Here is a 20,188-nt window from a genome sequence, read left to right as displayed (position 1 = left end):
AAGGTGAATGAAGGCGGACGGAGGCGAAACGGTGGCCGGTGTGTGTTGCGGAAAGGGTGCAGGCTGACACGCAAGGGCCAGGCGGCGGAAGTCTTTTTTGGGTATCGTCAGGTCTTCGGTTTCAGTTCGGCGACCTGGGCGGCCAGCGAATCGACCTTGCGGAAGAGGTCGGGCAGGCGCTGGTGGAGAATGAAGAGCCGGCGTTCCAGCATGTGCGGAAGTGATGGAGTACCGCTGAGATAGGTGCCCGGTTCGGTGTTGATGTTGATGCCCGTCTGGCCGCCGGCCTTGGTGCCGCTGGCGAGGGTGAGGTGGCCGGCGACGCCGGTCTGGCCGCCGAGGATCACAAAATCGCCGAGCGTGGTGCTGCCGGAGATGCCGACCTGGGAGCAGAGGATGCAGTGCTTCCCGACGACGACGTTGTGGGCGATCTGCACGAGGTTGTCGATTTTGGTGCCTTCGCCGATGACGGTGCGGCTGAAGCGGGCGCGGTCGATGGTGGTGTTGGCGCCGATCTCGACATCGTTGCCGACAAGAACGGTGCCGATCTGGGGAATCTTGGCGTGACGGCCGGCGGTGAATTCGTAGCCGAAGCCGTCGCTGCCGATAACGACGCCGGCATGGAGCCGCACGCGGTCGGCAAGTTCGCAGTACGCAGCCACATGGGTGTGAGGGGCGAGCCAGCAACCGCCGCCGATGCGGGCGGCGCGGTCGACAAAAACCTGGGCCTGGAGGTGGGTGTTTTCGCCGATGACCGCGCCTTCCCCGATCACACAGAGCGGGCCGATCGTGGCGCTGGCGGCGATCTGCGCGCCATCGGCAATGATCGCGGACGGATGGATGCCGGGGTGGGGCCGCGGCCAGAGCCGGCTTTCGATGACGGCGCAGAGCGTGGCGAGGGAGGCGGAGGGGGACGGGACCTTGAGGAAGAGCTGGTTGTCGGCGGGCGCGGCGTCGTAGTCTTCGGGGACGAGAACGACGGAGGCGGCGGTGGTGGCGACCTCGCTCTTGTACCTGGGGTTGCCAAGAAACGAGAGGTCGCCGGGCTGCGCGTCGCGGAGGGCGGCGATGGAGCGGACGGTTTCACGGGTGGAGCCGAGCGTGGCAACGGGCTGGAGGAGGCGGATGATCTCGTCGGCGCTGAAGGTGAGTTTCATGGAAAGAGAAGACCCAAGGGCGAAGGTCGGGCGCGGGCAACGGTTTTTGCGGATCCGGTGAAGAGAGGGATGTCACCCAAAGTGAGGTCAGGGGCAGCGTGCATGTGGCACGGCCATCCTGGCCGTGGACGGCGCGCAGCGCCGCCTGTGTCCGGTGCAAGACACGGGCAGGGATGCCCGTGCCACCCCGGAATCATGGGCAGGAAGCCCGTGACTGGAGTTTGGCGCATGCGAGATTCAGTTATGGGAGTAGAACAAGGCGGATGCGAGGTCGGAAGAGGGTTTATGGGACTTCTGATCCGGGGAGGGGCGAGAGCAGAAGTGGGATAAACTCTCGCGGCGGAGGTGGGGCGACCACAGTTCGACGCGCAGTTGGTTGATGAGCAGGCCGGTGGTGGCGCGGCGCGGGGGTTCCCCACGTCGCCATTTGGCCAGAGGCACCGAGGGCGGCAGTCCGTGCGGGCCATAGGTGCGATGGGCGGCGAGCAGCAGCAGGGCATACGCGGCCACCGCGCAGGCTGGCTGGCGGCGCACCGCCTCGGGTTCGCGCACCTGGGCCTCGCTTACGCCGAGCAGGCACTTTTCGTCGCGGAAGTTCACCTCGATATCCCAGCGCCACAGGTATTCCTGCAGGATGTCTTCGAGCGCCACGTCCGCGTCGGTGCAGATGAGGTAGGCGGGCTGGCGGTAGAGCAGCTTGCTGTCTTTCCTCAGCCGGTGGCCCAGGGGGGCGATCACCACCACGCGAACCAGCGTATCCACTCCGGTTATACGCGCGAGCACCGGGCCTTGCGTCTTGATCTTAAAATCGTGGCGCTTTTGCGCCGCGAAGGCCGGCACCCGGAGCCAGTCCACGGTGTCGTCGGTGCGCAACTGTTCCGGCGTGGGCAGGGTGTCGCCATACCTGCGGGGGCGTCCGTTTTTGCCGGGCCGCCCGTCGCAGGGCGCGTAGAGCCTGGTATCCTTGCGCACCCGGCCGATCAGGACGGTGTTCTCCGGCAGCCGGCGCAGCAGGGTGCGGTTGGTGAAGCGTCCGTCGCTCACCCAGTGGATCGGTCGTTCGGTCACGGTGCGCAGGTGCTCCATGCGTCCGGCGGCGACTTCGTTGATGCTGGCCTGTTTGCGGGCCTCAACATAGGCCTTCTGCGTTTGGGCATCGGCGTGGCGCGAGGGCTTTTTGGGCAAAGGGGCCTCCTGCCAGTCCACCGGCACCAGTCGGGCCGAGCCGTCGGCGGCGGGAATGGCGGCGGAGAACTGAAGCACGCGCTGGCCCCGGACGAAGTTGATGTTGAAGGGCGGGCCGAGCGGGTCCTTGCGCCAGCCGCAGCCGGGGATGCAGCGGCCGGTTTTGCGCGTGATCGAGTCGTCCAGCGCGACCACCCAGGGCCTGTCGGCATCGGTGGCCGCCAGCGCTTCGCGTCGCACATGCGCGAAGATCGGATCGACCGGCAGGCGCTGCAGCAGGCGATACTCCGCCGACCAGTCCCGGTGCTGGGAGCCGGCGGTGCTCAATGCCCCGGTCACCGTGTGCCGGCCCAGATTAAGCAAGCCGGCCAGCCATTGGGTGCGTGCGCGGCTAAAATCCTCCGGCGAGGCAAAGACCGGGGCAAGGCCGTCGAGCAAATAATCGAAGGCTTCGCTCAACGTGCCGTTTTTTTTACCGGGACAGGACCGGGCGGAACCTCCCGTCGCGAAACGATCAGATGGCCCTTGTCGTGGATCGTCCACTCGACGGTCTCACCCTTGGCGAAGTCCATCGCCTGGGCGATGGGGGCGGGGAAGTTGATGTAATACTGCGAGGTTTCCTTGCGCTGGATGCATTGAACTTTGGTTGGATAGCCCATGAAAAAAAACTAGTATTAAAACTAGACTATTGATCAAGCCTTTCCTCCTGGAAAACTAGTCGGTGCCAAACTCCAGTCATGGGCAGGATGCCCATGCCACTTCCGCGCCGTCCCTGACCTCACGTTGCTACTTGCCGACGGGGAGCGGGCGGGCATGGTGTGCCCGCTCATGCCGTCACTGACCAACGACGCTTCCTTGCCCGCGACTGTCTCCGGCCACCGGCTGCCGGTGCGCCCGGAGTTGCTCGCGCCCGCCGGCGACTGGGAGTGCGCGCGGGCGGCGGTCGAGAACGGCGCCGACGCCATCTATTTCGGGCTGGAGCGGTTCAACGCGCGGATGCGCGCGAAAAATTTCACGCAGGCCGACCTGCCGGCGCTGATGGCGTTTCTGCACCGCCGGGGCGTGCGCGGTTATGTGACGTTCAACACGCTCGTCTTCGCCGACGAACTGGCCGATGCGGCCGATTACCTGCGCGGCATCATCGCTGCGGGCGTCGATGCGGCCATCGTCCAGGACATCGGCGTGTGCCGGCTCATCCGGCGGCTGTCGCCCGATTTTCCGATCCACGGCTCCACGCAGATGACGGTGACCAGCGATGCCGGCGTGGCATTTGCCCGCGAACTCGGCGCGAGCCTCGTCGTGCTGGCGCGCGAAAACTCGATCGCGGAAATCGACCGCATCCAGGAGGCGCAGCGCGCGGCGCAGGCGGCGGGCCAGGGCGCGCCGCTGCCGCTCGAGGTATTCGTGCACGGGGCGCTTTGCGTGGCGTACTCCGGGCAGTGCCTCACCAGCGAATCGCTCGGCGGCCGCTCGGCCAACCGCGGCGAGTGCGCGCAGGCGTGCCGGTTGCCCTACGAACTGTTTTCCGACGGCGAGAAGGTCGATCTCGGCGACCGCAAATACCTGCTCAGTCCGCAGGACCTCGCCGGACTCGACGTGCTGCCGGAACTCGTGCGGGCCGGCGTCGCCTCGCTCAAGATCGAGGGGCGGCTCAAGAGCCCCGAATACGTGGCGAGCATCACCCGCGTTTACCGGCAGGCGCTCGACCGCGTGCTCGGCGAACCGGCGCGGGCGGAGGTGGGCGCGGGGAAAGCGGCAGAAAACGCGGCCTTCGACGAAAGCCGGGAGCGCTACGAATTGCAGATGGCGTTTTCCCGCGGGCTTTACACGGGCTGGTTTCGCGGGATCAACAACCAGGAACTGGCGCACGGGCGATTCGGCACGAAACGCGGGGTGTTTCTCGGCGAGGTGCAGCGTCTGGTCGCGCCCGACGGCGTGCTCGTGCGGCTGGAAGCGCCGCTCAAGCCGGGCGACGGCGTGGTCTTCGACGCCGGCACGCCCGAGGCGGGCGAGGAAGGCGGACGCGTTTACCAGGTGGAACCGCAATCGCCGCCGCGCGACGGCAGAGGCGGCAGCACCCGCCCCGGCGCGGCCGGCGGCCTGACGCTGGTGCGGTTCGGGCGGGATGACATCGACTTTCGCCGGGTGCGCGCCGGCAACCGCCTCTGGAAAACCGGCGACCCGGCGCTCGACCGCGAATTGCGGGCGACGTTCGAGGGCGAAAAAATCCGGTTCCGCCGCGTCGTGGCGATGGAAGTCCACGGGCACGCGGGCGCACCGCTCACGCTGATCGTCAACGACGGCGCGGGGCATGTGGTGCGGACGGATTCCACCGTGCCACTCGCCGCCGCCGACCGGCAGCCGCTCGACGCGGAGCGGCTGCGCGACCAGCTCGGCCGTCTCGGCGGCACGCCCTTCGCGCTCGGCGAACTCGACGTGCGGCTCGAAGGCGCGGTCATCCTGCCCATCAGCGAACTCAACCGCGTGCGCCGCGAAGCCGTCGCCGCGCTCGAACGCCTGCGCGCCGCCCCGCTGCGCTGGACGTTGCGCGAGCCGGCGGCAGACGAGGCGCCGTGGCGGATTCGCAGTGGAAAGGTGGATACCGACGACGTCCCGGCTGTCGCGGCGGGACCGGAGATCATTCCGGTGATCCGCAGCCTCGGCCAGCTCGACGCCGTGCTCGGCTGCGAGGGCGTGCGGACGGTGTACTGCGAATTCGAGAACCCGAAATATTACCGCGACGCCGTGCGGCGTTTCCGCGAATGGCAGGCAACCGGACTCCGGACTCCAGACCCTGAACCCGAAACTCCGGATGGAGGAAGCTCCGCGTCCTCCATCTGGGTGGCCCCGCCGCGCGTGCACAAGCCGGGCGAGGAATGGATTCTCAAACAGGTGCGCTCCAGCGAGGCCGACGGCTACCTCGTGCGCAACCACGAGCACCTGCGCTATTTCGCCGGCGACCGCAAACGGGGCGATTTTTCGCTCAACGTCGCCAACCCGCTGACGGCCGAGTATCTGGTTTCCCGTTACGGACTGGAGCGCGTCACCGCGAGCTACGATCTCAATATCCACCAGCTCGACGCCCTGCTCGGCGCGGCGCCCGGCGCGTGGTTCGACATCACGCTGCACCAGCACATGCCGATGTTTCACATGGAGCATTGCGTGTTCTGCGCGTTTCTCTCGGAGGGGCGCGACTATCACGATTGCGGGCGGCCCTGCGAAAAGCACCGCGTGCACCTGCGCGACCGCGTGGGGGCGGAGTTTCCGTTGCGGGCCGACGCGGGTTGCCGCAACACCGTTTACAACAACCGGGCGCAGACGGGAGCCGAGTTTGCCCGCCGGATGCTCGATCTCGGGGCGCGGCATTTCCGGGTGGAGTTCATGCACGAGGAGCCGGGCGACATCCGCCGCACGCTGGAGCGTTATCGCCAGCTTCTGCGCGGCGAGATCTCGGGGGCGGATTTGTGGCGCGAGCTCCGGCTGATCAACCAGCTCGGCGTCACCCGCGGCCAGCTCGACGCCGCGCCGAGGGTGATTTTCCGGAAGACGTGAAACGGGGCGGCCGGCATGGGCGCCGCAGGGATTTACCCGACAAGGCCGGAGGGATCGATGGCGGCGTGTTTGATGCGTTCGCGTTTCCACGTCCAGGTCATGTGGAGGTGGCCATCGGCGGTCTGGATGATGGCGGGGTAGCTGTATTCGCCGGGTCCGGTTTCGAGGTCGAGAACCCGGGTCCAGCGGAGGCCGTCACTGGACAGGGCGAGCGAAAGGGGCGAGCGTCCGCTTTCGGTCGGATTGCAGATGAGGGCATGGCGGCCGTCGGCCAGGGTGACGGCATCGGTGCCCGAGTCGGGATTGGGAACGTCGAGAAAAGCGATCTCGCTCCAGGTGCGACCGGCGTCGAGCGAGTCGGTCGAAAAGAGGCGTTTGACGAGTTGCGTGCGGCCGATGGCCTGCAGGCGGCGGCCTCCGTCGTGACGGAGGATGCTGGGCTGGATGGCGCCGTAGTCGATGCCGTCATTGACCGGCGCGGTGCGGGTCCAGGTGCGGCCGGCGTCGGCGGTGCGTTCGAAGTGGACGCGCCAGCCGGTGGTCACGGATTCTTCGGTGCTGGCGGGACAAAGCCAGGTGCCATCGGGGAGTTCGACGGGTTTGTTTTTGACGGGACCGCAAATGCCTTCGGGGAGACGGCGGTGCGAGGCCCATGTGTGGCCGCCATCGGCGGACGTGGTCATCATGCCCCACCAGGTTTGCGGGGTTTTGCCGACCTTGTAGAAGAGGACGAGCGGCGCGCCGGGCGTGTGGCGGGGCTGGAAGAGGACGGGATTCCAGCAGGCGTAACGGAGCACCTGGCCGTCTTCGGTGGTGTGCTGGATGCCGTTGGCGACTTCGACCGGCTCGGTCCATTGGCCGGTGGCGGCGTCGAGGCGGGCGAGCCAGATGCCGACGTCGGGGAAACATTCGCGTTTGCCGCCAAACCAGGCGGCGACGAGGCCGTGTGGCGTCTCGGCAAGGGTCGAGGCGTGGCAGGAAGGAGTCGGCGCGGTCTCGAAAATGAATTCGGCGCGCAGCGTTGGATGGGTGGCGGTGGCGGGCATGGACGTGTTCAGACGGCGGTTGCGAGGATGGTCTGGAAGAGGAGGTCGGCGGCGAGGCGGTGGCCACGGATGTCGGGATGGTTGAGGCCGTTGCCAAGCCAGTCGTCGGTATCGGCGCCCGTGTCGCGGAGACGGGTCCAGGAGGCGTGGATGTCGGCGAGCGGGGTTCGGGTGTTGCGGGCGATGTCGCGGATTTTTTCGGCGTAGAGAGCAAGGGCGCCGTCACATTGGGTGCGCAGGATGGAGTCGGCGAAATCGAGATGGCGGGGATGGATACGGGCAGGGTTTCGGCGCGTGGCCATGAAAGGAGGCGTGAGGAGAACGATGTCGGCTTCGGTTTTTTCCCGGATGGCGGCGATCGTTTGCGTGAGGGCGGCTTCGAAGCCGGCGAGTTTTTCGGGACCGCCGAGCGAATCGTTGAGCCCAAAGGCAATGAGCACGAGGTCGGGCTGATGGCGGATGACGTCGCGGTCGAGCCGGGCGAGGGCCTGCGGAGCGCTGCTGCCGCCGACTCCGGCGTTGAGCGTGGAAAAGGTGGTCGTGGGATAATGCTGTTCGAGCCGGGTTTGCAGGAGGCGGTGGTAAACCGTGTCGGGAGCGAGCCGTCCGTATTCCATGGCCCCTTGCGTGACGCTGTCCCCGAAAGCCACGATGAGGACGGGGGCGGCGGTGACGTCGAGGGCCTTTTCGCGGATGCGCTGGTGGAAGCGGTGCATGGGAAGCAATTTCAGATTAACCACAGAGACACAGAGGCACAAAGAACAATCCGGAGGCAGAAGGGATGGAATGGCTGCAAAAAGATTCAAAAAGAAGGCCGGATGATTTTTCAGGCATTTCGCGCTCCTTCACGATGACCACATCCTCCGTGGTCTGCACCCGGTGCCTTTGTGCCACGTTCATCTTTTTCAGGAGCGGGCGAAGAGGAGTTCGCGGAGGTAGCGGGTGGTGGCGGTGGCGTCACCGGCGGCGATGAGTTTCCGGAGATCGGCGCGGCGGGCGTCGGTGAGGAGGGTTTCGAGGTCGCGGAGGAAGGCGACACTTTCACGGACGGCGGCGGCGCCGTCCTCGCGGTAAGGGTATTGGTCCATCGAATACCAACCGGCGTAGCCGGTCTCCCGGAGCCAGTGGAGGAGTTCGAGGTATTCGACAACATGCACGGAGCCGACGATCATGTCGTCGTCCCACGAACGGTAGTTGTCGTTGAAGTGCATGTGGAACAGCTTTTCGCCGTAATGCTGGAGCAGGACGGCGGACTCGGCCACGTTCTCGCCGGCCATGAAGGCGTGGCCGACGTCGATGCACACACCGACGTTGGACAGGCCGGTTTCGCTGGCCATGAGGAGCGTGTCGGCGGCGCGGGCGTGGAAGGAAAAATTGCGCGGCTCCTTGGGCTTGTATTCGAGGGCGTAGCGCAGATCGGGAAACTCGCCGGCCACGGTGTGGATGTTTTCGGTGAGGTGGGCGCGCTGGGTGCGGTAGTCGGCGGTGAGCGGATAATCGTAGCCGTCCTGCCCGAGCCAGAGGTTGATGAGCGGGCATCCGATCTGTTGGGCGATGCGGGAGACGGCGCGGCATTCTTCGAGCGCCTGGCGGCGGGTGTCGGCGGATTTGGCCGAGAGGCTGCCGAGTCCCCAGCGTTTTTGCGAAAACAGGTCCGGGATGATGGAAACGCAGGCGAGACCGGCGTCGGCAAGGAGGGCGTGAATGTCGCGGGCGTTTTGTTCGGTGATGTCCCAGGTGCCGACGAGTTCGATGCCTTCGATGCCGGGGATGGCGGCGGCCTGGCGGATCAGTTCGGACTTGGGCGGCACGTCCTTGTAGCCGGTGGGAAGGAAGCGGTCGCAGGTGTTGCCGAGATTGCCGAGGATGACGGAGTAGCGGTTCATGGGAATTGAGAATAATCAGGAGGTAAGAACTACAGACGGCACAGGCTGGAATGATCGTGTGAGGGTGATGCCGGGCGGAGCTTCGATGGCGGCATCGAGGCGGCCGTCGTCCTTGCGACGCCAGCTCACCCGTATCCATCCATCGGTGACAGGGAGGGCACCCTGAAAGGAGTCGAGATCGGCGGGCGGGCGCGGATCGAAGCGGAATTCATGCTGCCCCGGAGCCGTGGCGGTGAGGCCGAGCAGGTATTTGACGTAGTACTTGAGAATCCAGGTGGCGAAGGGATGGCAGCGGCTGCGGGTCGGGAAGTCGGGATCGCCGGAGTATTCGGGGAAGTGTTCCCAGGCAGTCCTGTCGCCGGCGGCCAGCATGGGCGTCCACTTGTCGCGGATGAGCTTGAAGATGGTTTCGACGTCGTCCCGCCGGTCGAGGAATTCGAGGAGGTAGAAGAGACCCATGGGGCTGCCGAAGGGAAGGAGCGCCGGGTCCCTCGTCTGGAGCCGGCGATGAAACCGGGTATGCCATTCGGGGGAGCCTGCGCCATGAAGGGCGAGCGCGGCGTTGCTGACCTGGCTGCTGACGGGCGAAAGCGTGCCGTCCGCATGGAGGCTGTCGGCATAGGCGTCGCGGTCGGAAGACCAGAGATGACGGTCAATAGCGCTACAGAGGCTGGCACGCGCGGCCTGCCAATGAGTGATGCAGGTCTGGAGAATTTCAGATTTCAGCTTATCAGTCTTCAGCATTTCCTCCGCGAGGTATTCGCCGGCCTCGAGCGCACCGAGGAGAAGGGCCTGTTCGGCGGAGACGACATCGTGCTTGTCGTCGCGACCTTGCGCCCAGTCGGCGAGGTGCCAGCCATCGTGAGGATCACGCCAGCGGAGGAGACCGAGGGCAGGGTCGATCATGCCGAGAGCCTCCTCGAGGCCGCGGGCGACCTGGGGGAACACGCGCCCGACAAAGGCGCGGTCGGCGGTGTGCCAGTGGTAATCGCGACAGAGGAGGATCCAGTGGAAGCTGAAAACGGGAATGCGATTCTCCCAGGTGCTGGGAGCATGTGAACGCACAAGGCCGGGATAAAGCGGGTCGCGGGTGTAGTGCTCGATGGTATTCCGCAGAACCGGCAGATTGCGGAAAGTGGTGAAGTCGGCGAGGGTGCCGAGGCGGTTGTCGAAGTTCCAGTTGACGGCCTCGTAGGTGGGACAGTCGGTGAGCGTGTCGTCGGTGGCGGCGTACAGAGTCTGTTCGCAGAGGGCATGGATGGCGTCGAGCGCGACATCGCCCGTGCGGATGGAGGCGGCGGGAAGGTTGCCGCAGTGGGCGGAAAGGATGCGAAGATCACGAATTTCTACGGGAGCGTCTCCTTGGTGATGGACGCCGATGTAGCGGACGCCGTAAGCGAAAAAGCTTTCAAAATGCTGCCAGCCGTCGCGCAGGCGGTAACGGATGGCGTTGTTGAGGGGGCCGGGCCAGACGATGCGGAGGGGCGCGCCGGGCGCGAGGGATTCGAAGAACGAAAAGATGAGGGTGTCGCCGGCCTTGCCGAAGGCGGAGAAAGCAAGCCATCCGTTGTGGATCGCTCCGAGATCGACGATGAGGCGGACAGCCGAGCCCGGGCATCGGGAAGGGGGAAGGGTAAATAACGAGGCGGTCGGGGAAGCGGGCGGGACGCCCGCGCCACTTGTCCGCCTGGCGTTGGCGACGAGATCCTGGGGATTGGCGTCAGTCAGCGTATGCTGCGGGTCCATGTCCGGATAGGGGCCATGTGCCATGAGTTCCTGCGCGGCGGGAGAAAGCTCGCGTTCGTCATCGGATAGCAGCGGGCGTTCATCCGCGAGGAGGACTTGAAAGCCGCCTTTCCCGAACGGGTTTTCCGGATACACCGGATGGGGTGCAAAGGCCGCCAGATTGGCATACTGGAAATGATCGCGTTCCACATGCACGCCGACGAGGCGATTGGCTCCCTGGTGCAGACGCAGCGTTTTCGGGGTCGGGTCGCCGGGCCACCGTCCCCAGCCGGAACTGTGGACAAGTTTTTTGTCGTGGAAAAACCAGATGACCTGGCCGGCGGTCGGCACGAGTTCGATTTCCTGGTCGCACTCCGAGATCAGGTCGGTGACGATGAGTGCGGGCTGTTGAAAGAGGTTGCAGCGGCCCTGCTCCTGCTCGTTCACGAGGTAGGGTTTTATCCGGAATGTGCAGGAAAAGTTGGGGAACTGCACGTCGTCGCAGGCGATGACACGATTGGGCGAGATCGGCGTGCGGGAGGGGAGCGGCACGGGGCGGGGCAGGAGCCTGGCGCGATGATCCACAAGGGTGGCGGGACGCCAGGAAGTGGCACGGGCTTCCAGCCCGTGTGACTGGATGGATGAGGGACGCACCGCCAGTTCGCCATGCGAAGATTTTTCGTCACCTCCCGAACATGGGCTGGAAGCCCATGCCACTTCTGCATTCGCATCCACATCCTCGATACAGGGCATCATCCACCTCCGGACGGTGCGCTTGAGGCGTTGCGGGTCGCGTTGCACAAGGGTCGCAGGATCGCTGGGGATGACGCTCCCGTCGGGCAGCTCGATCTGGAAAATCAGCCCGGCTCCGTCCGGGCAGGCGTTCATGGTGCCGACGCCGAGGGCGTGGACGAGCACTCCCAGGCGGTTGTCGCCCTCGCGCAGCAGATCGGACGGCGAGAGATCAAAGGTATCCACAAACCGCTCGCCTTCCGGCGACTTGGCCGGACCGTGACCAAGCACGCGGTCATTGAGCCAGACCTGATAATACGACTCGGCGGTGATGCGCAGGCGGGCGTCGCCGGATGTCCGGATTTTTTGGAGGAGGGCGGGTCCGACGCGAAATTCGCGACGGGCGAGCAGATCGTATTGCTCGATTTTTCCGGGATCGGAGTCGTCCCAGATCCAGCGGGCGGAAGGGTGAAAGGTCATTGTGAAAGGAGCCGGGTGATCCATTCCGGTTTCAGATGGGGAGGAGGCTGCGCCGAGTTTCTGGCGGCAGGCCCGGCGGGCGTGGCGGAGACGATGAGGAGGCGGTCGCGAGGGTTGAGCTTGGCCCAGACGTTGCCGCTGGAATCGCGGGCGAGCGCTTCATCGCCGGGATAGAGCCGGAGCGGCTGGAATTCGCCCTCCGAACCCGGGAGCGGAAGTGTCTGGCCCGGGGAGGAAAAGTGACGGGCAAGCCGGGCCGGCGTGTCGGCGCCGGCAGGCCAGCGGCCGAGATAGATGACATGCTTGCGGGCATCCATCATCCGGTCGATGTCCCCTGTGTAGTATTTTGCGAAGTACGGATCGGCCAGATTGACGACGACCGGGTTGGCGTCGGGGACGGGCACGCCGGAACTGACTGCCCAGAGGGCATCGGGACCATCGCCGGCGAGGCGTGCGGACTGGGAAAAGACGGAAGGCGGGTCGCGGTAGATGCAGTTGTAACGGGTCCAGAGCTTGCCGTTGGAGCGCCACCACCAGGACTGGCCCTCCGGGAAAATGAGCCCGTAGCGGGTCCAGGCGACCGGGGGGTCGGCACGAAGGCGGCCGGCAATTTCGCTGGCCCAGCGCAGACGGTCGGGCTGGTCGAGGAGGACGTGGTTTTCCCATTCCTTACCCGGAAGGCGCCAGCCGAAGAGATAGATTCCTTTCGCGCCGGTGGAGACGGTTTCCCGGACGATGCGCTCGAAGGTCGCCTTGTCGGGCCAGCTGCGCACTCCGAGGTTGCCGGGCTTGGCGCTGTAGCCGAGTTCGGTCGCCAGAAGCCACGTGGTCTGCGCGGCAAGGTCGGCTTCGGCGCGGCCGCTGAGTCCGCCGTAGGGGACTCCGCTGCCGTTGTCGGGATAGAGTTCCAGGCCGATGCCGTCGATGCCGCCGGGGGAACGGGGAATGCCCTCGGTGGAAACCCAGGGCGAGACACGCTTGATGATCACGGGAACATTGACGCGGGTTTTTATGTAACGGGCAATTTCGTCGCGCTTGCGGGCGTAGGATTCCCGGACTGCCTGAAGGTAGTCCATCCAGCTCGCGCCTTCGTCGGTCGTGGTGTTAAAAATCTTTCCGGTCTGCGGATCGACGAGCGTGACGGTGTTCTGTTGACGGTAGCGGGGCGAATCCAGATCGCGGAACGGAACGAGGCGGGATGCTTGCGAAAAATCGACGAGGGCGGCGCGGGGAAGGCTCCAGGCTGCGGCGAGGGCGGCGATATCGCCGCGATAGCGATTGCGGAGCCAGCTTGCGTAGTCGGTTTCAAATGACGGAGAGGAAACCCGCACGGTTTCGTGGCGGTTGTTGATGCCGCCCTCGTTGCATTCGGGATCGACAAAAAAGCGAAGTCCGGACCCCCAGTCGATGTGACTGATCCAGTCGAGTCCGGCGAGGGTTTCGTCGAGGCGCTCCCAGACATTGGAGACGCGTTTTCCCTGCTGGAGGGTGTTGGCGAGGACGTAATAGTCGCCGGGAGAGAGGTCCGGGATATCCAGCGTGACGCGCTGTTTTTTGGCGGAGTTTTCCGATTCCAGAATCTGGGCGATCTCCATGCCTCCGGCGACCGTTTTGACTGCGGAGGAAAAGGGAATGCGGCGGGCGGAGCCGGCGCCGGAAGCGGGGATGACCAGAAGTTCGGTGAGGGGGACTTGCGGGATTTCGGCTTCGAGTTTTCCCGGGAGGGAAGCGCGGGCGCGAATGAGGCCCTGCGAGGTGGAAGAGTAGATTTCCCAGGCGGCGAAGGGCTTGGCGCCGGTAGTGAGTTGCCAGCCGAAGTGGATGCCGCGACGGTTGAATTCGTCCACAACAGTCTGGACGAACCATTCGGGGGACGTCAGGCCGACGCCGGCATTGACGTAGAGGTCGCGGAAACCGGCAGTCTGGAGGGTGTCGAGATGGCGGGCAATGGCGACGCGTTCGGCGGCCCGCTCGCGAAGGGTGGCTTTGGCAGGGAAGAGGTAGAACATGCCGCCAAAGGGAATCCACGGGACGCCGTTCCAGTTGAGCGTATGCGTATCGTCGGCATGCCAGTAGTGCCGGGTGCCGTCGGCCCGGGTGTAGACACCGTGGGCGATGGGTTTCCGGGTGGCGTCTGGCGGTGCCACGACCGTGAAGCTGACGGGGACGGGATCGCTGGCGAGGGCGGTTTCGCCTATGTGAAAGCGCAGGATGCCGGAGGAGATTTCCCGCCAGCGCGGTTCGTCCGGAAGGCGGATCCGCATTTTTCCGGTGTCACCCGGGATCGGATACGAGGCGGTGGCCATGAGCGCGCCGGATGTATTGCCGGAGCCGGCGGCAAGGAAAAACCAGGCTTCAAGGCGGGACTCTCGCTCGACGATTTTGGGGATCGTGATTTCCCAATCCCGGCCGGAGCCGGATGCAGAGAGTTTTTCCGGGACGACGGGCGGGGGCGGATTTCCGCGAGTCAGGTCGAAGGTGAGTTCACCCCGGAGTTGCTGGCCGGGGAGGGCCGAGGATTCGAGCCGATAGCGTCCGTCCGGCAGGTCTTCGGGAACGGCGAGGGCAAAGGGGACTTGTACGGATGGATTGCGCACCCAGACGGGACTGCGCGCCGGTACGAAGGAAACGGAAGAGGCGATCGGCTCCTGGGCAGGGGAGCCGGGGCCGGCCACGATGCGGTAAAGATGAAACTGGATGCGGGTAGCCTGCGCGGCGGGAACGAGCGTGAGCGTCCCGGCGAGCGTGGAAGCGCCTCTGGTAAAGGATGAGCCGATGCGCCATGAGAGAATACTGACCACATCGGCAGGTAATTCGCCGGAAGAATCGGTGGCCGGAGCCCCGGGTGGCATCATGGCGTGGGAGAAAACGGCGGCGAAGGTGGCGGGGAAAAAAGCAATAACCCGGATGAACAGGCGCGGGAGAGGAAACATGGTGAAAAAATCGTTTTCAGGTATCGGTGTTCTCGAAGTGTTCGCCGCTCACGATGCAGCCGCGGGCGTCATGAAGATTGAAATACCAGGCGGTGGCGCCGGCCGGGATGGAGGCGGCCGCTGTGCTTGCAGCCGCATCGATGGCAGCGGGAAGGCTTTGCCAGCGGCGGGCCGGCCAGGAGCCGGAATCCGTCGTATAAACTAGCTCGACACGGGCGACGGGAACGACTGCCGCAGCGTCCCACCGGATGTCATGGGCGGTCTGCCTGATGATGCGCGGGAGCGGGGTGCCGTCGCGGAGGAGGGCGTCGGCGAAGCGCGTGACCTCGACGGGGTCGCCGGCCGGAGGGTGGTCGTGCGGCATGCGAATCTTGAGAGAGCGGGTGACGGAGCGGCCGGTGGTGGCGGCCAGACGCGTGGTCTTGCGCCAGGAGTCGGGGCGGAAGTGTTTGTCGTTGGTTCCGTTGACGAACAGGAAAGGCGTGCGGGCGGCGGGAGTGGCGCTGGCCGGGAGGCCGAGGTATTGCGCCGGATCCCAGAGGGCAATCCAGCGCGCAATGGCGGCGGGCGGGGTTTTCTGGAAATCCGTTTCGAGCCAATACGAGTTCTCTCCGAGAAAACCGCAGCCGTAAACGGGGGCGGCAAACCGGAATCGCGGGTCGAGGCTGGCGGCGATTTCGGTGAGAACGCCTCCCCAGGAAATGCCGGTGATGCCGGTGCGTCGGGGGTCCACGGCAGGTTGCGAGAGCAGGAGACTGTGGGCGCGGATGACCGCGGCCACGGCATGGTACGGCCACTGGTTTTCCTCGGGATCGAGTGCGCGGGCGAATCCACCGCCGGAGAAAGGCACGCCGGAGTGCGGGTGACGTTTCGTTTTGAGCTGCATGCCGTCGGACGTCACGGGCATGGCTCCGCACGTGTCCATGGCGATGGCGGCATAACCGCGGTCCATCCAGAGCCGGACCCAGTTGCGGTAAGCGGTGCCGCCGCCGCCGTGGACGAGGACGATGCCGGGCAATTTCTGCGCGGAGACGGCGGCGGCCGACGGGATGCCGAGCCAGGCGAAGACACGGGTGGGTTTCCCGTTCCAGGGGATGCTGTCGAAGAAGAGTGGAGTGATGCCGTCGGCCGCAGGGAGCGCGGGGTCGTTGACCGGATAGGTGCCGGGCGGAGTGAGGAGCGAGGCGAGGTCGCGGGAGAAGGGAGATGCAGATGGCCCGGACGAGGAGGGCGAGGGGAAACGGCGAAGGGTTTCGGTGGGGACGGAATCCTGTGCGACAGGGCCAGCGGACATGAGGCTGACGGGAAGGGTGAACAGCAGGGAGAGAACGGTTATTCTTCGGGCGGGCATGATGATGTCGTGGGCCGGTGCGGAGTTGACCTGATCCCGGCGGGACGGGAACCGGTCAGGGGCGGTTGTCCTTGATGAGCTGTTGCTGGTGGTCCTGGTCGGCGAGTTTGATGGAGCGGACGGAGCCGTCGAAAAACAGGTAGTTGCGGTAGGTCTCGTGGACCGGCGTCTGTGCGTACCTCGGGTGTTGGCCGGTGGTTTCTCCGGTGCCGTCTTTCCAGTCGGTTTCGAAGAGGGCGGCGGTCATGGAGGGGCTTTGGATGCGACCGAGTTGCAGGGGCGGGGATGCGGGAATGCTGGCGCTCTGCGGCGTGCCGAAATAAAGAACGTTGGCCTGGAAGGGAGCAGAGAGGCTGGAACTGGATTCCTTGAGGCGATCCCAGACGGGGCAGCGGAAGACTTTTGTCTCGCGGGCATTGGAATATCCGGAGGGAGGGGCGGATTCTCCCATGTAGGGGGCCAGAAAACCGGCGAGGTTTTCTTCCCGGATGTTGCCGGAGGCGTCGGAGCTGATCGTGGTGCCCTGGGGACGATAGATGGGGCCGGGGAGCTTGTCGCCATTGTCTGCAGCGTAGCCGGAGATGGCGGCTCCGATCTGGCGCATGTTGGAAACGCAGGTGATCGCGCGGGCTTTGGAACGGACGGCGCTCACGGCGGGGATGATGATGGCGGCAAGGATACCAATGATGGCGATCACGGTGAGCAGTTCGATGAGTGTGAACGCCGAGCGGGCTGGAGAACGGTCGTGCATGGTACGGGGCCGGGGTTGGTACGGATTCATGATCGGAGAGGTAAAATACGGGGGGAAAACGGAGAAAAAGAGACTGGACGGGGAGGAGCAACAGATCCGCCAGTCTGGTTTCGACAGCGCGGACCTGCGACCGGAAAACGATGCAGGGATTCCGGGGCGGATTACCGTGAACGCCGGCGGAGCAGGGCGACGCATCCGGCGGCGATTGCGCCAAGCAGGGCGGCAATGGTGGCGGGCTCGGGAATCTGGGAGGCGTTGATGCCGCCGAGGAGCAGGGTGGTGGCGGCGGTGCCCGCCGTACCGCTCGACTGGTTCAGGGTGAGGCTCATATAGAGCGCGGACTGCCAGCCGGCATTGGCGGGGGTGGTGAGCAAGCCGGACGTGTTGACGAGCGCGGTGCCGGTCTGGTCGTAGAGGGCGAGCGACCAGGTGGTCGCCGTGAGCGAGATGGCGATGGAGCTGTAACTCAGGCTGAGTTCGCTGGCGGTTGTGGTGCTCCAGACCGTGGTGGCGGCGCCTCCGTCGCGCAGGACGAGCTGGGCGTTGGCCGTGCCGTTCTGCGCGAAGTAGAGGGAATTGCTCCGGCCGTAAATATTGGCATTGGCGTTGTCGGGCGTGATGCCGAGCAGGAAGGTGGTGGTGGCGCCAGCGGACTGGATGGCGAGATCGTTGAATACGATGTCGACCGGCTCGCTGCCGGTGAAGGGGTTCAGGTCGCTGCTGGCGGCCTTGGTAATGGCGCGGACAGTACGGGTCTCCGCCGGATTGACGATGGCGGTTTCGGTAGCGAGTTTCAGGCTGCCTTCGGCGACTTCGGCATCAAGGGCGCCTGCGCCGGCCTTGTAGGTAACCCAGGCGTCGAGCCCGGAGAAGTCTTCGGTGAACGCGGCCGTGGCGAACGGGGCGACGACGAGGCAGGCGAGAGCGGCTGCGAGAGAGGGGAGCGCGTGTTTCATGGAGCGTGCGGGTGTGGGTGTTGGTGGTTCGGGTGATCGGCGGTGGGCGAGAGCACCCGTTTCGATGCTGATCATGGTATCCTCCGGAGGGTTCGCCGACAATTGGCGTGAGTCGCCAAAAGTGGTATAAAATCAACATCGCATTGCGGGCGTTTTGCTTCTCTGTTTTCGCAATCCTCATGGTACCCCCGCTCTTTCGTTCCCCTTGTCATGCGATCCCGCTCACCCGGCCCCCGTCGATTCTGCGGATGTCCGGACGGCGCACGCATGGGCGCCACGGCGCGGAACGCTATCGGCTCGACCGGTTCTGGTGTCTCAATCTGTTTCAGGGGGAAGGAGAACTGAGCATCGATGGCGACGTGTTTCCGTTTCACCACGGATATGCAGGCATCACGTGGCCGGATGCGGATCTCGTTTACACCTTTCGGAAACCGACGGTCAAAACATGGGCTCACTTCATTCCGGAAACGGAGCCGGACGGGCGTGCCGTGGACATCCCGGTCATGCAGGACCTGGGCAGGGAATTCGAACCGCTGCGGGCGGAGTTGCAACGGGTGTCGTCGCTTTACCGGGCGCAGCCGGAGCGGGCAGTGGCGCGGCTTTGGGATATCCTTTGGCAACTGGTGCCCGAACAGCCGTCGGGACGCGAAGCTGGCGGAAACTGGCGACATCCCATCGTGGCCCGGGCCATGGATGAAATCGACATGCACCTGGCGGAAACCATCGAGGTCGAGGCGCTCGCGGGAGAGCTCGGCGTCTCGCAAACACACCTCAACCGCCTGTTCAAGGCGGCGGTGGAAACCACCGTGGGCGACTACATCCGGGGGCGCCGCATGGAGACAGCCCTGCATCTGCTGCGGCACACGACGATGTCGATCAAGCAGATCGCCTGGCAGGTGGGGATTCCGGATGCGCAGCATTTCAACAAGGCCGTGCGGCGACAGTTCGGGCAACCGCCGAGCGCGCTGCGGACGAATCCTGACGAGAAACCGGTGAGATAAGCCGGAATAACCGTGCCCCGAATGTCTTTGATTTTACACAAAGATCGCGAAGGGCCTGGAGTGGCTTTGCCGCAACCGAAGGAGCAGATAGAATAGCCACGAAAAACACGAAAAAACACACCGCGCATGAAATCCTCCATCGCGCTTATAAGCGCGCGGGAGATTCCCGTCGGACAGAAGGGATTTTTGTGTTTTTTGTGGCCATCCCGGTTTGAATCCGGAACGCATCCGCACCGAGGAAAATCATGCGCTTCCGCGCACGATTTTTCAGGGTAGCTTGCGAAGGAAGATAACCGGCAATCCTTCGCGCCCTTCGCGCTCTTTGTGTAAAAATCCGGAAGATTGGGGACGTTGGTACCAGATGGAGTCGTGGCCGGAGCAGCGGGGCGTCAGTCCTGCTTTTTCGGATACCCCTTCGGGTTGGCCGAGTGCCACTTCCAGGCGCTGGCGACGAGCGACCCGATGTCGTGGTACTGGATCTTCCAGCCGAGTTCGCGCTGCGCCTTCGTCGAGTCGGCGTAGAGTGCGGGCGGGTCGCCGGCGCGGCGGGGCGCGACCGAGTAGGGGACTTTTTTGCCCGTTACCTTTTCCACGGTGCGGATGATCTCCAGCACCGACACCGGCGTGCCGGTGCCGAGGTTCCAGGTGAACACCTTGCCCGGCTCGGCCAGCTTGTCGAAGGCGGCGATGTGGGCGCGGCTCAGGTCGTCCACGTGGATGTAGTCGCGCAGGCAGGTGCCGTCGGGGGTGGGATAATCGTCGCCGAAGAGCTTGAGCGGCGGGTGGTCGCCGGTGGCGGCGCCGATGGCCAGCGGGATGAGGTGCGTCTCGGGCGAATGGTCCTCGCCGATCGTGCCGTCTTCGGAGGCGCCGGAGGCGTTGAAATAGCGGAAGACCGCCGCGCTCAGCCCGTAGGCGTGCGCGAAGGCGTGCAGGGCGTGCTCCACATCGAGCTTCGTCTGGCCGTAGGGGTTGATGGGACTGGTCGGCGAATCCTCGGTGATGGGCATCTTTTCGGGAATGCCGTAGGTGGCGGCGGTCGAGGAAAAGACGAATTTCTTCACGCCTTTCGCCAGCATCGTCCGCAGCAGGTGGAGCGTGGAAACGACGTTGTTGAAATAATACTTCATCGGGTCGTTGACCGACTCGCCGACGAAAATGTAGGCGGCGAAGTGCATCACGACCTCGATTTTTTCCTTTTCGAGGATGTCGCCGACGAGCGCCTCGTCGCCGAGATTGCCGACGTAAAACGGGATGCCGGCGGCCACGGCCTCGCGATGGCCGAAGACCATGTTGTCGAGCACCACGGGGCGGTGCCCCGCTGCGACGAGTTGGCGAACACAATGACTGCCGATGTAACCGGCACCTCCGACGACGAGAACGTTCATAAGCGTTTTTTCAGGCAAGACTGCGGAATGTGAAGGGAAGCGAAG

At 64.9% G+C, this 20,188-nt stretch carries 15 protein-coding genes; 3 read left to right on the top strand and 12 right to left on the bottom strand.

Going from position 1 to position 20,188, the window contains the following annotated elements; translation table 11 throughout:
- Window positions 1–107: 107 nt before the first annotated feature.
- The 3 genes from OPIT5_30130 to OPIT5_30120 form a co-directional block, all read right to left on the bottom strand.
- On the bottom strand, window positions 108–1,157 hold the full coding sequence (locus OPIT5_30130) for a UDP-3-O-(3-hydroxymyristoyl) glucosamine N-acyltransferase (protein ID AHF93791.1): 1,050 nt from the start codon (window positions 1,155–1,157) through the stop codon (window positions 108–110).
- Between the two features lie 237 nt (window positions 1,158–1,394).
- Window positions 1,395–2,801 (bottom strand): hypothetical protein, encoded by a 1,407-nt coding sequence (locus OPIT5_30125; protein ID AHF93790.1) that lies wholly within the window; start codon window positions 2,799–2,801, stop codon window positions 1,395–1,397.
- Window positions 2,798–3,001 carry a hypothetical protein gene (locus OPIT5_30120; GenBank protein AHF93789.1) on the bottom strand — a complete coding sequence of 68 codons (204 nt, stop codon included), beginning with the start codon at window positions 2,999–3,001 and terminating at the stop codon, window positions 2,798–2,800. The genes OPIT5_30125 and OPIT5_30120 overlap by 4 nt, the downstream gene beginning before the upstream one ends.
- A gap of 154 nt (window positions 3,002–3,155) precedes the next feature.
- Here OPIT5_30120 and OPIT5_30115 point away from each other — a divergent pair, with 154 nt between their 5' ends.
- Window positions 3,156–5,894 (top strand): peptidase U32, encoded by a 2,739-nt coding sequence (locus OPIT5_30115; GenBank protein ID AHF93788.1) that lies wholly within the window; start codon window positions 3,156–3,158, stop codon window positions 5,892–5,894.
- 32 nt (window positions 5,895–5,926) lie between these two features.
- Here the strand turns inward: OPIT5_30115 and OPIT5_30110 are convergent, their stop codons facing one another.
- From OPIT5_30110 to OPIT5_30085, 6 genes are all read right to left on the bottom strand, one after another.
- On the bottom strand, window positions 5,927–6,940 hold the full coding sequence (locus OPIT5_30110) for a neuraminidase (GenBank protein ID AHF93787.1): 1,014 nt from the start codon (window positions 6,938–6,940) through the stop codon (window positions 5,927–5,929).
- Window positions 6,941–6,948: 8 nt separating this feature from the next.
- A complete protein-coding gene (locus tag OPIT5_30105; protein ID AHF93786.1) occupies window positions 6,949–7,656 on the bottom strand; it encodes a lysophospholipase in 708 nt (235 codons plus the stop codon).
- A 189-nt stretch (window positions 7,657–7,845) separates the two neighbouring features.
- Window positions 7,846–8,826 (bottom strand): xylose isomerase, encoded by a 981-nt coding sequence (locus OPIT5_30100; GenBank protein AHF93785.1) that lies wholly within the window; start codon window positions 8,824–8,826, stop codon window positions 7,846–7,848.
- Between the two features lie 15 nt (window positions 8,827–8,841).
- The gene (locus tag OPIT5_30095; protein AHF93784.1) at window positions 8,842–11,763 is read right to left on the bottom strand and encodes an alpha-L-rhamnosidase; all 2,922 of its coding nucleotides are present in this window, start codon (window positions 11,761–11,763) and stop codon (window positions 8,842–8,844) included.
- Window positions 11,760–14,696 (bottom strand): hypothetical protein, encoded by a 2,937-nt coding sequence (locus OPIT5_30090; GenBank protein AHF94935.1) that lies wholly within the window; start codon window positions 14,694–14,696, stop codon window positions 11,760–11,762. Before OPIT5_30090 ends, OPIT5_30095 begins: the two co-directional genes overlap by 4 nt.
- Window positions 14,697–14,712: 16 nt before the next feature.
- Window positions 14,713–15,990 carry a hypothetical protein gene (locus OPIT5_30085; GenBank protein ID AHF93783.1) on the bottom strand — a complete coding sequence of 426 codons (1,278 nt, stop codon included), beginning with the start codon at window positions 15,988–15,990 and terminating at the stop codon, window positions 14,713–14,715.
- Here OPIT5_30085 and OPIT5_30080 point away from each other — a divergent pair.
- The gene (locus OPIT5_30080; protein AHF94934.1) at window positions 15,989–16,081 is read left to right on the top strand and encodes a hypothetical protein; all 93 of its coding nucleotides are present in this window, start codon (window positions 15,989–15,991) and stop codon (window positions 16,079–16,081) included. The genes OPIT5_30085 and OPIT5_30080 overlap by 2 nt on opposite strands.
- A 21-nt stretch (window positions 16,082–16,102) precedes the next feature.
- Here OPIT5_30080 and OPIT5_30075 read toward each other — a convergent pair whose 3' ends face one another.
- Both OPIT5_30075 and OPIT5_30070 read right to left on the bottom strand, forming a co-directional pair.
- Complete coding sequence (locus tag OPIT5_30075) at window positions 16,103–16,828, bottom strand: N-terminal cleavage protein (protein ID AHF93782.1); 726 nt, start codon at window positions 16,826–16,828, stop codon at window positions 16,103–16,105.
- 131 nt (window positions 16,829–16,959) lie between these two features.
- Window positions 16,960–17,754, bottom strand: a complete 795-nt coding sequence (locus tag OPIT5_30070; protein AHF94933.1) for a hypothetical protein — start codon at window positions 17,752–17,754, stop codon at window positions 16,960–16,962.
- Window positions 17,755–17,933: 179 nt separating this feature from the next.
- Between OPIT5_30070 and OPIT5_30065 the strand changes: the two genes are divergently transcribed.
- Entirely contained in the window at window positions 17,934–18,755 is an 822-nt protein-coding gene (locus tag OPIT5_30065) for an AraC family transcriptional regulator (GenBank protein AHF93781.1), read from the top strand.
- Between the two features lie 389 nt (window positions 18,756–19,144).
- On the opposite strand, the gene OPIT5_30060 is transcribed toward OPIT5_30065, so the two are convergent.
- The gene (locus OPIT5_30060) at window positions 19,145–20,143 is read right to left on the bottom strand and encodes a UDP-glucose 4-epimerase (GenBank protein ID AHF93780.1); all 999 of its coding nucleotides are present in this window, start codon (window positions 20,141–20,143) and stop codon (window positions 19,145–19,147) included.
- Between the last annotated feature and the right edge of the window lie 45 nt (window positions 20,144–20,188).

It is taken from the genome of Opitutaceae bacterium TAV5, from assembly GCA_000242935.3.
Classification (GTDB): Bacteria; Verrucomicrobiota; Verrucomicrobiia; order Opitutales; family Opitutaceae; genus Geminisphaera.
The sequence above is the reverse complement of the archived record's forward strand: the minus strand, read 5'-3'. Positions and strand labels throughout refer to the sequence as shown.

Excerpts from the sequence above, each read along its gene's own strand:
- OPIT5_30105 (AHF93786.1), bottom strand. The coding sequence starts at position 7,656 with ATGCACCGCTTCCACCAGCGCATCCGCGAAAAGGCCCTCGACGTCACC.
- OPIT5_30085 (AHF93783.1), bottom strand. The coding sequence starts at position 15,990 with ATGTCCGCTGGCCCTGTCGCACAGGATTCCGTCCCCACCGAAACCCTT.
- OPIT5_30120 (AHF93789.1), bottom strand. The coding sequence starts at position 3,001 with ATGGGCTATCCAACCAAAGTTCAATGCATCCAGCGCAAGGAAACCTCG.
- OPIT5_30090 (AHF94935.1), bottom strand. The coding sequence starts at position 14,696 with ATGTTTCCTCTCCCGCGCCTGTTCATCCGGGTTATTGCTTTTTTCCCC.
- OPIT5_30075 (AHF93782.1), bottom strand. The coding sequence starts at position 16,828 with ATGAATCCGTACCAACCCCGGCCCCGTACCATGCACGACCGTTCTCCA.
- OPIT5_30060 (AHF93780.1), bottom strand. The coding sequence starts at position 20,143 with ATGAACGTTCTCGTCGTCGGAGGTGCCGGTTACATCGGCAGTCATTGT.
- OPIT5_30100 (AHF93785.1), bottom strand. The coding sequence starts at position 8,826 with ATGAACCGCTACTCCGTCATCCTCGGCAATCTCGGCAACACCTGCGAC.
- OPIT5_30080 (AHF94934.1), top strand. The coding sequence starts at position 15,989 with ATGAGGCTGACGGGAAGGGTGAACAGCAGGGAGAGAACGGTTATTCTT.
- OPIT5_30110 (AHF93787.1), bottom strand. The coding sequence starts at position 6,940 with ATGCCCGCCACCGCCACCCATCCAACGCTGCGCGCCGAATTCATTTTC.
- OPIT5_30115 (AHF93788.1), top strand. The coding sequence starts at position 3,156 with ATGGTGTGCCCGCTCATGCCGTCACTGACCAACGACGCTTCCTTGCCC.
- OPIT5_30130 (AHF93791.1), bottom strand. The coding sequence starts at position 1,157 with ATGAAACTCACCTTCAGCGCCGACGAGATCATCCGCCTCCTCCAGCCC.
- OPIT5_30095 (AHF93784.1), bottom strand. The coding sequence starts at position 11,763 with ATGACCTTTCACCCTTCCGCCCGCTGGATCTGGGACGACTCCGATCCC.
- OPIT5_30070 (AHF94933.1), bottom strand. The coding sequence starts at position 17,754 with ATGAAACACGCGCTCCCCTCTCTCGCAGCCGCTCTCGCCTGCCTCGTC.
- OPIT5_30065 (AHF93781.1), top strand. The coding sequence starts at position 17,934 with ATGGTACCCCCGCTCTTTCGTTCCCCTTGTCATGCGATCCCGCTCACC.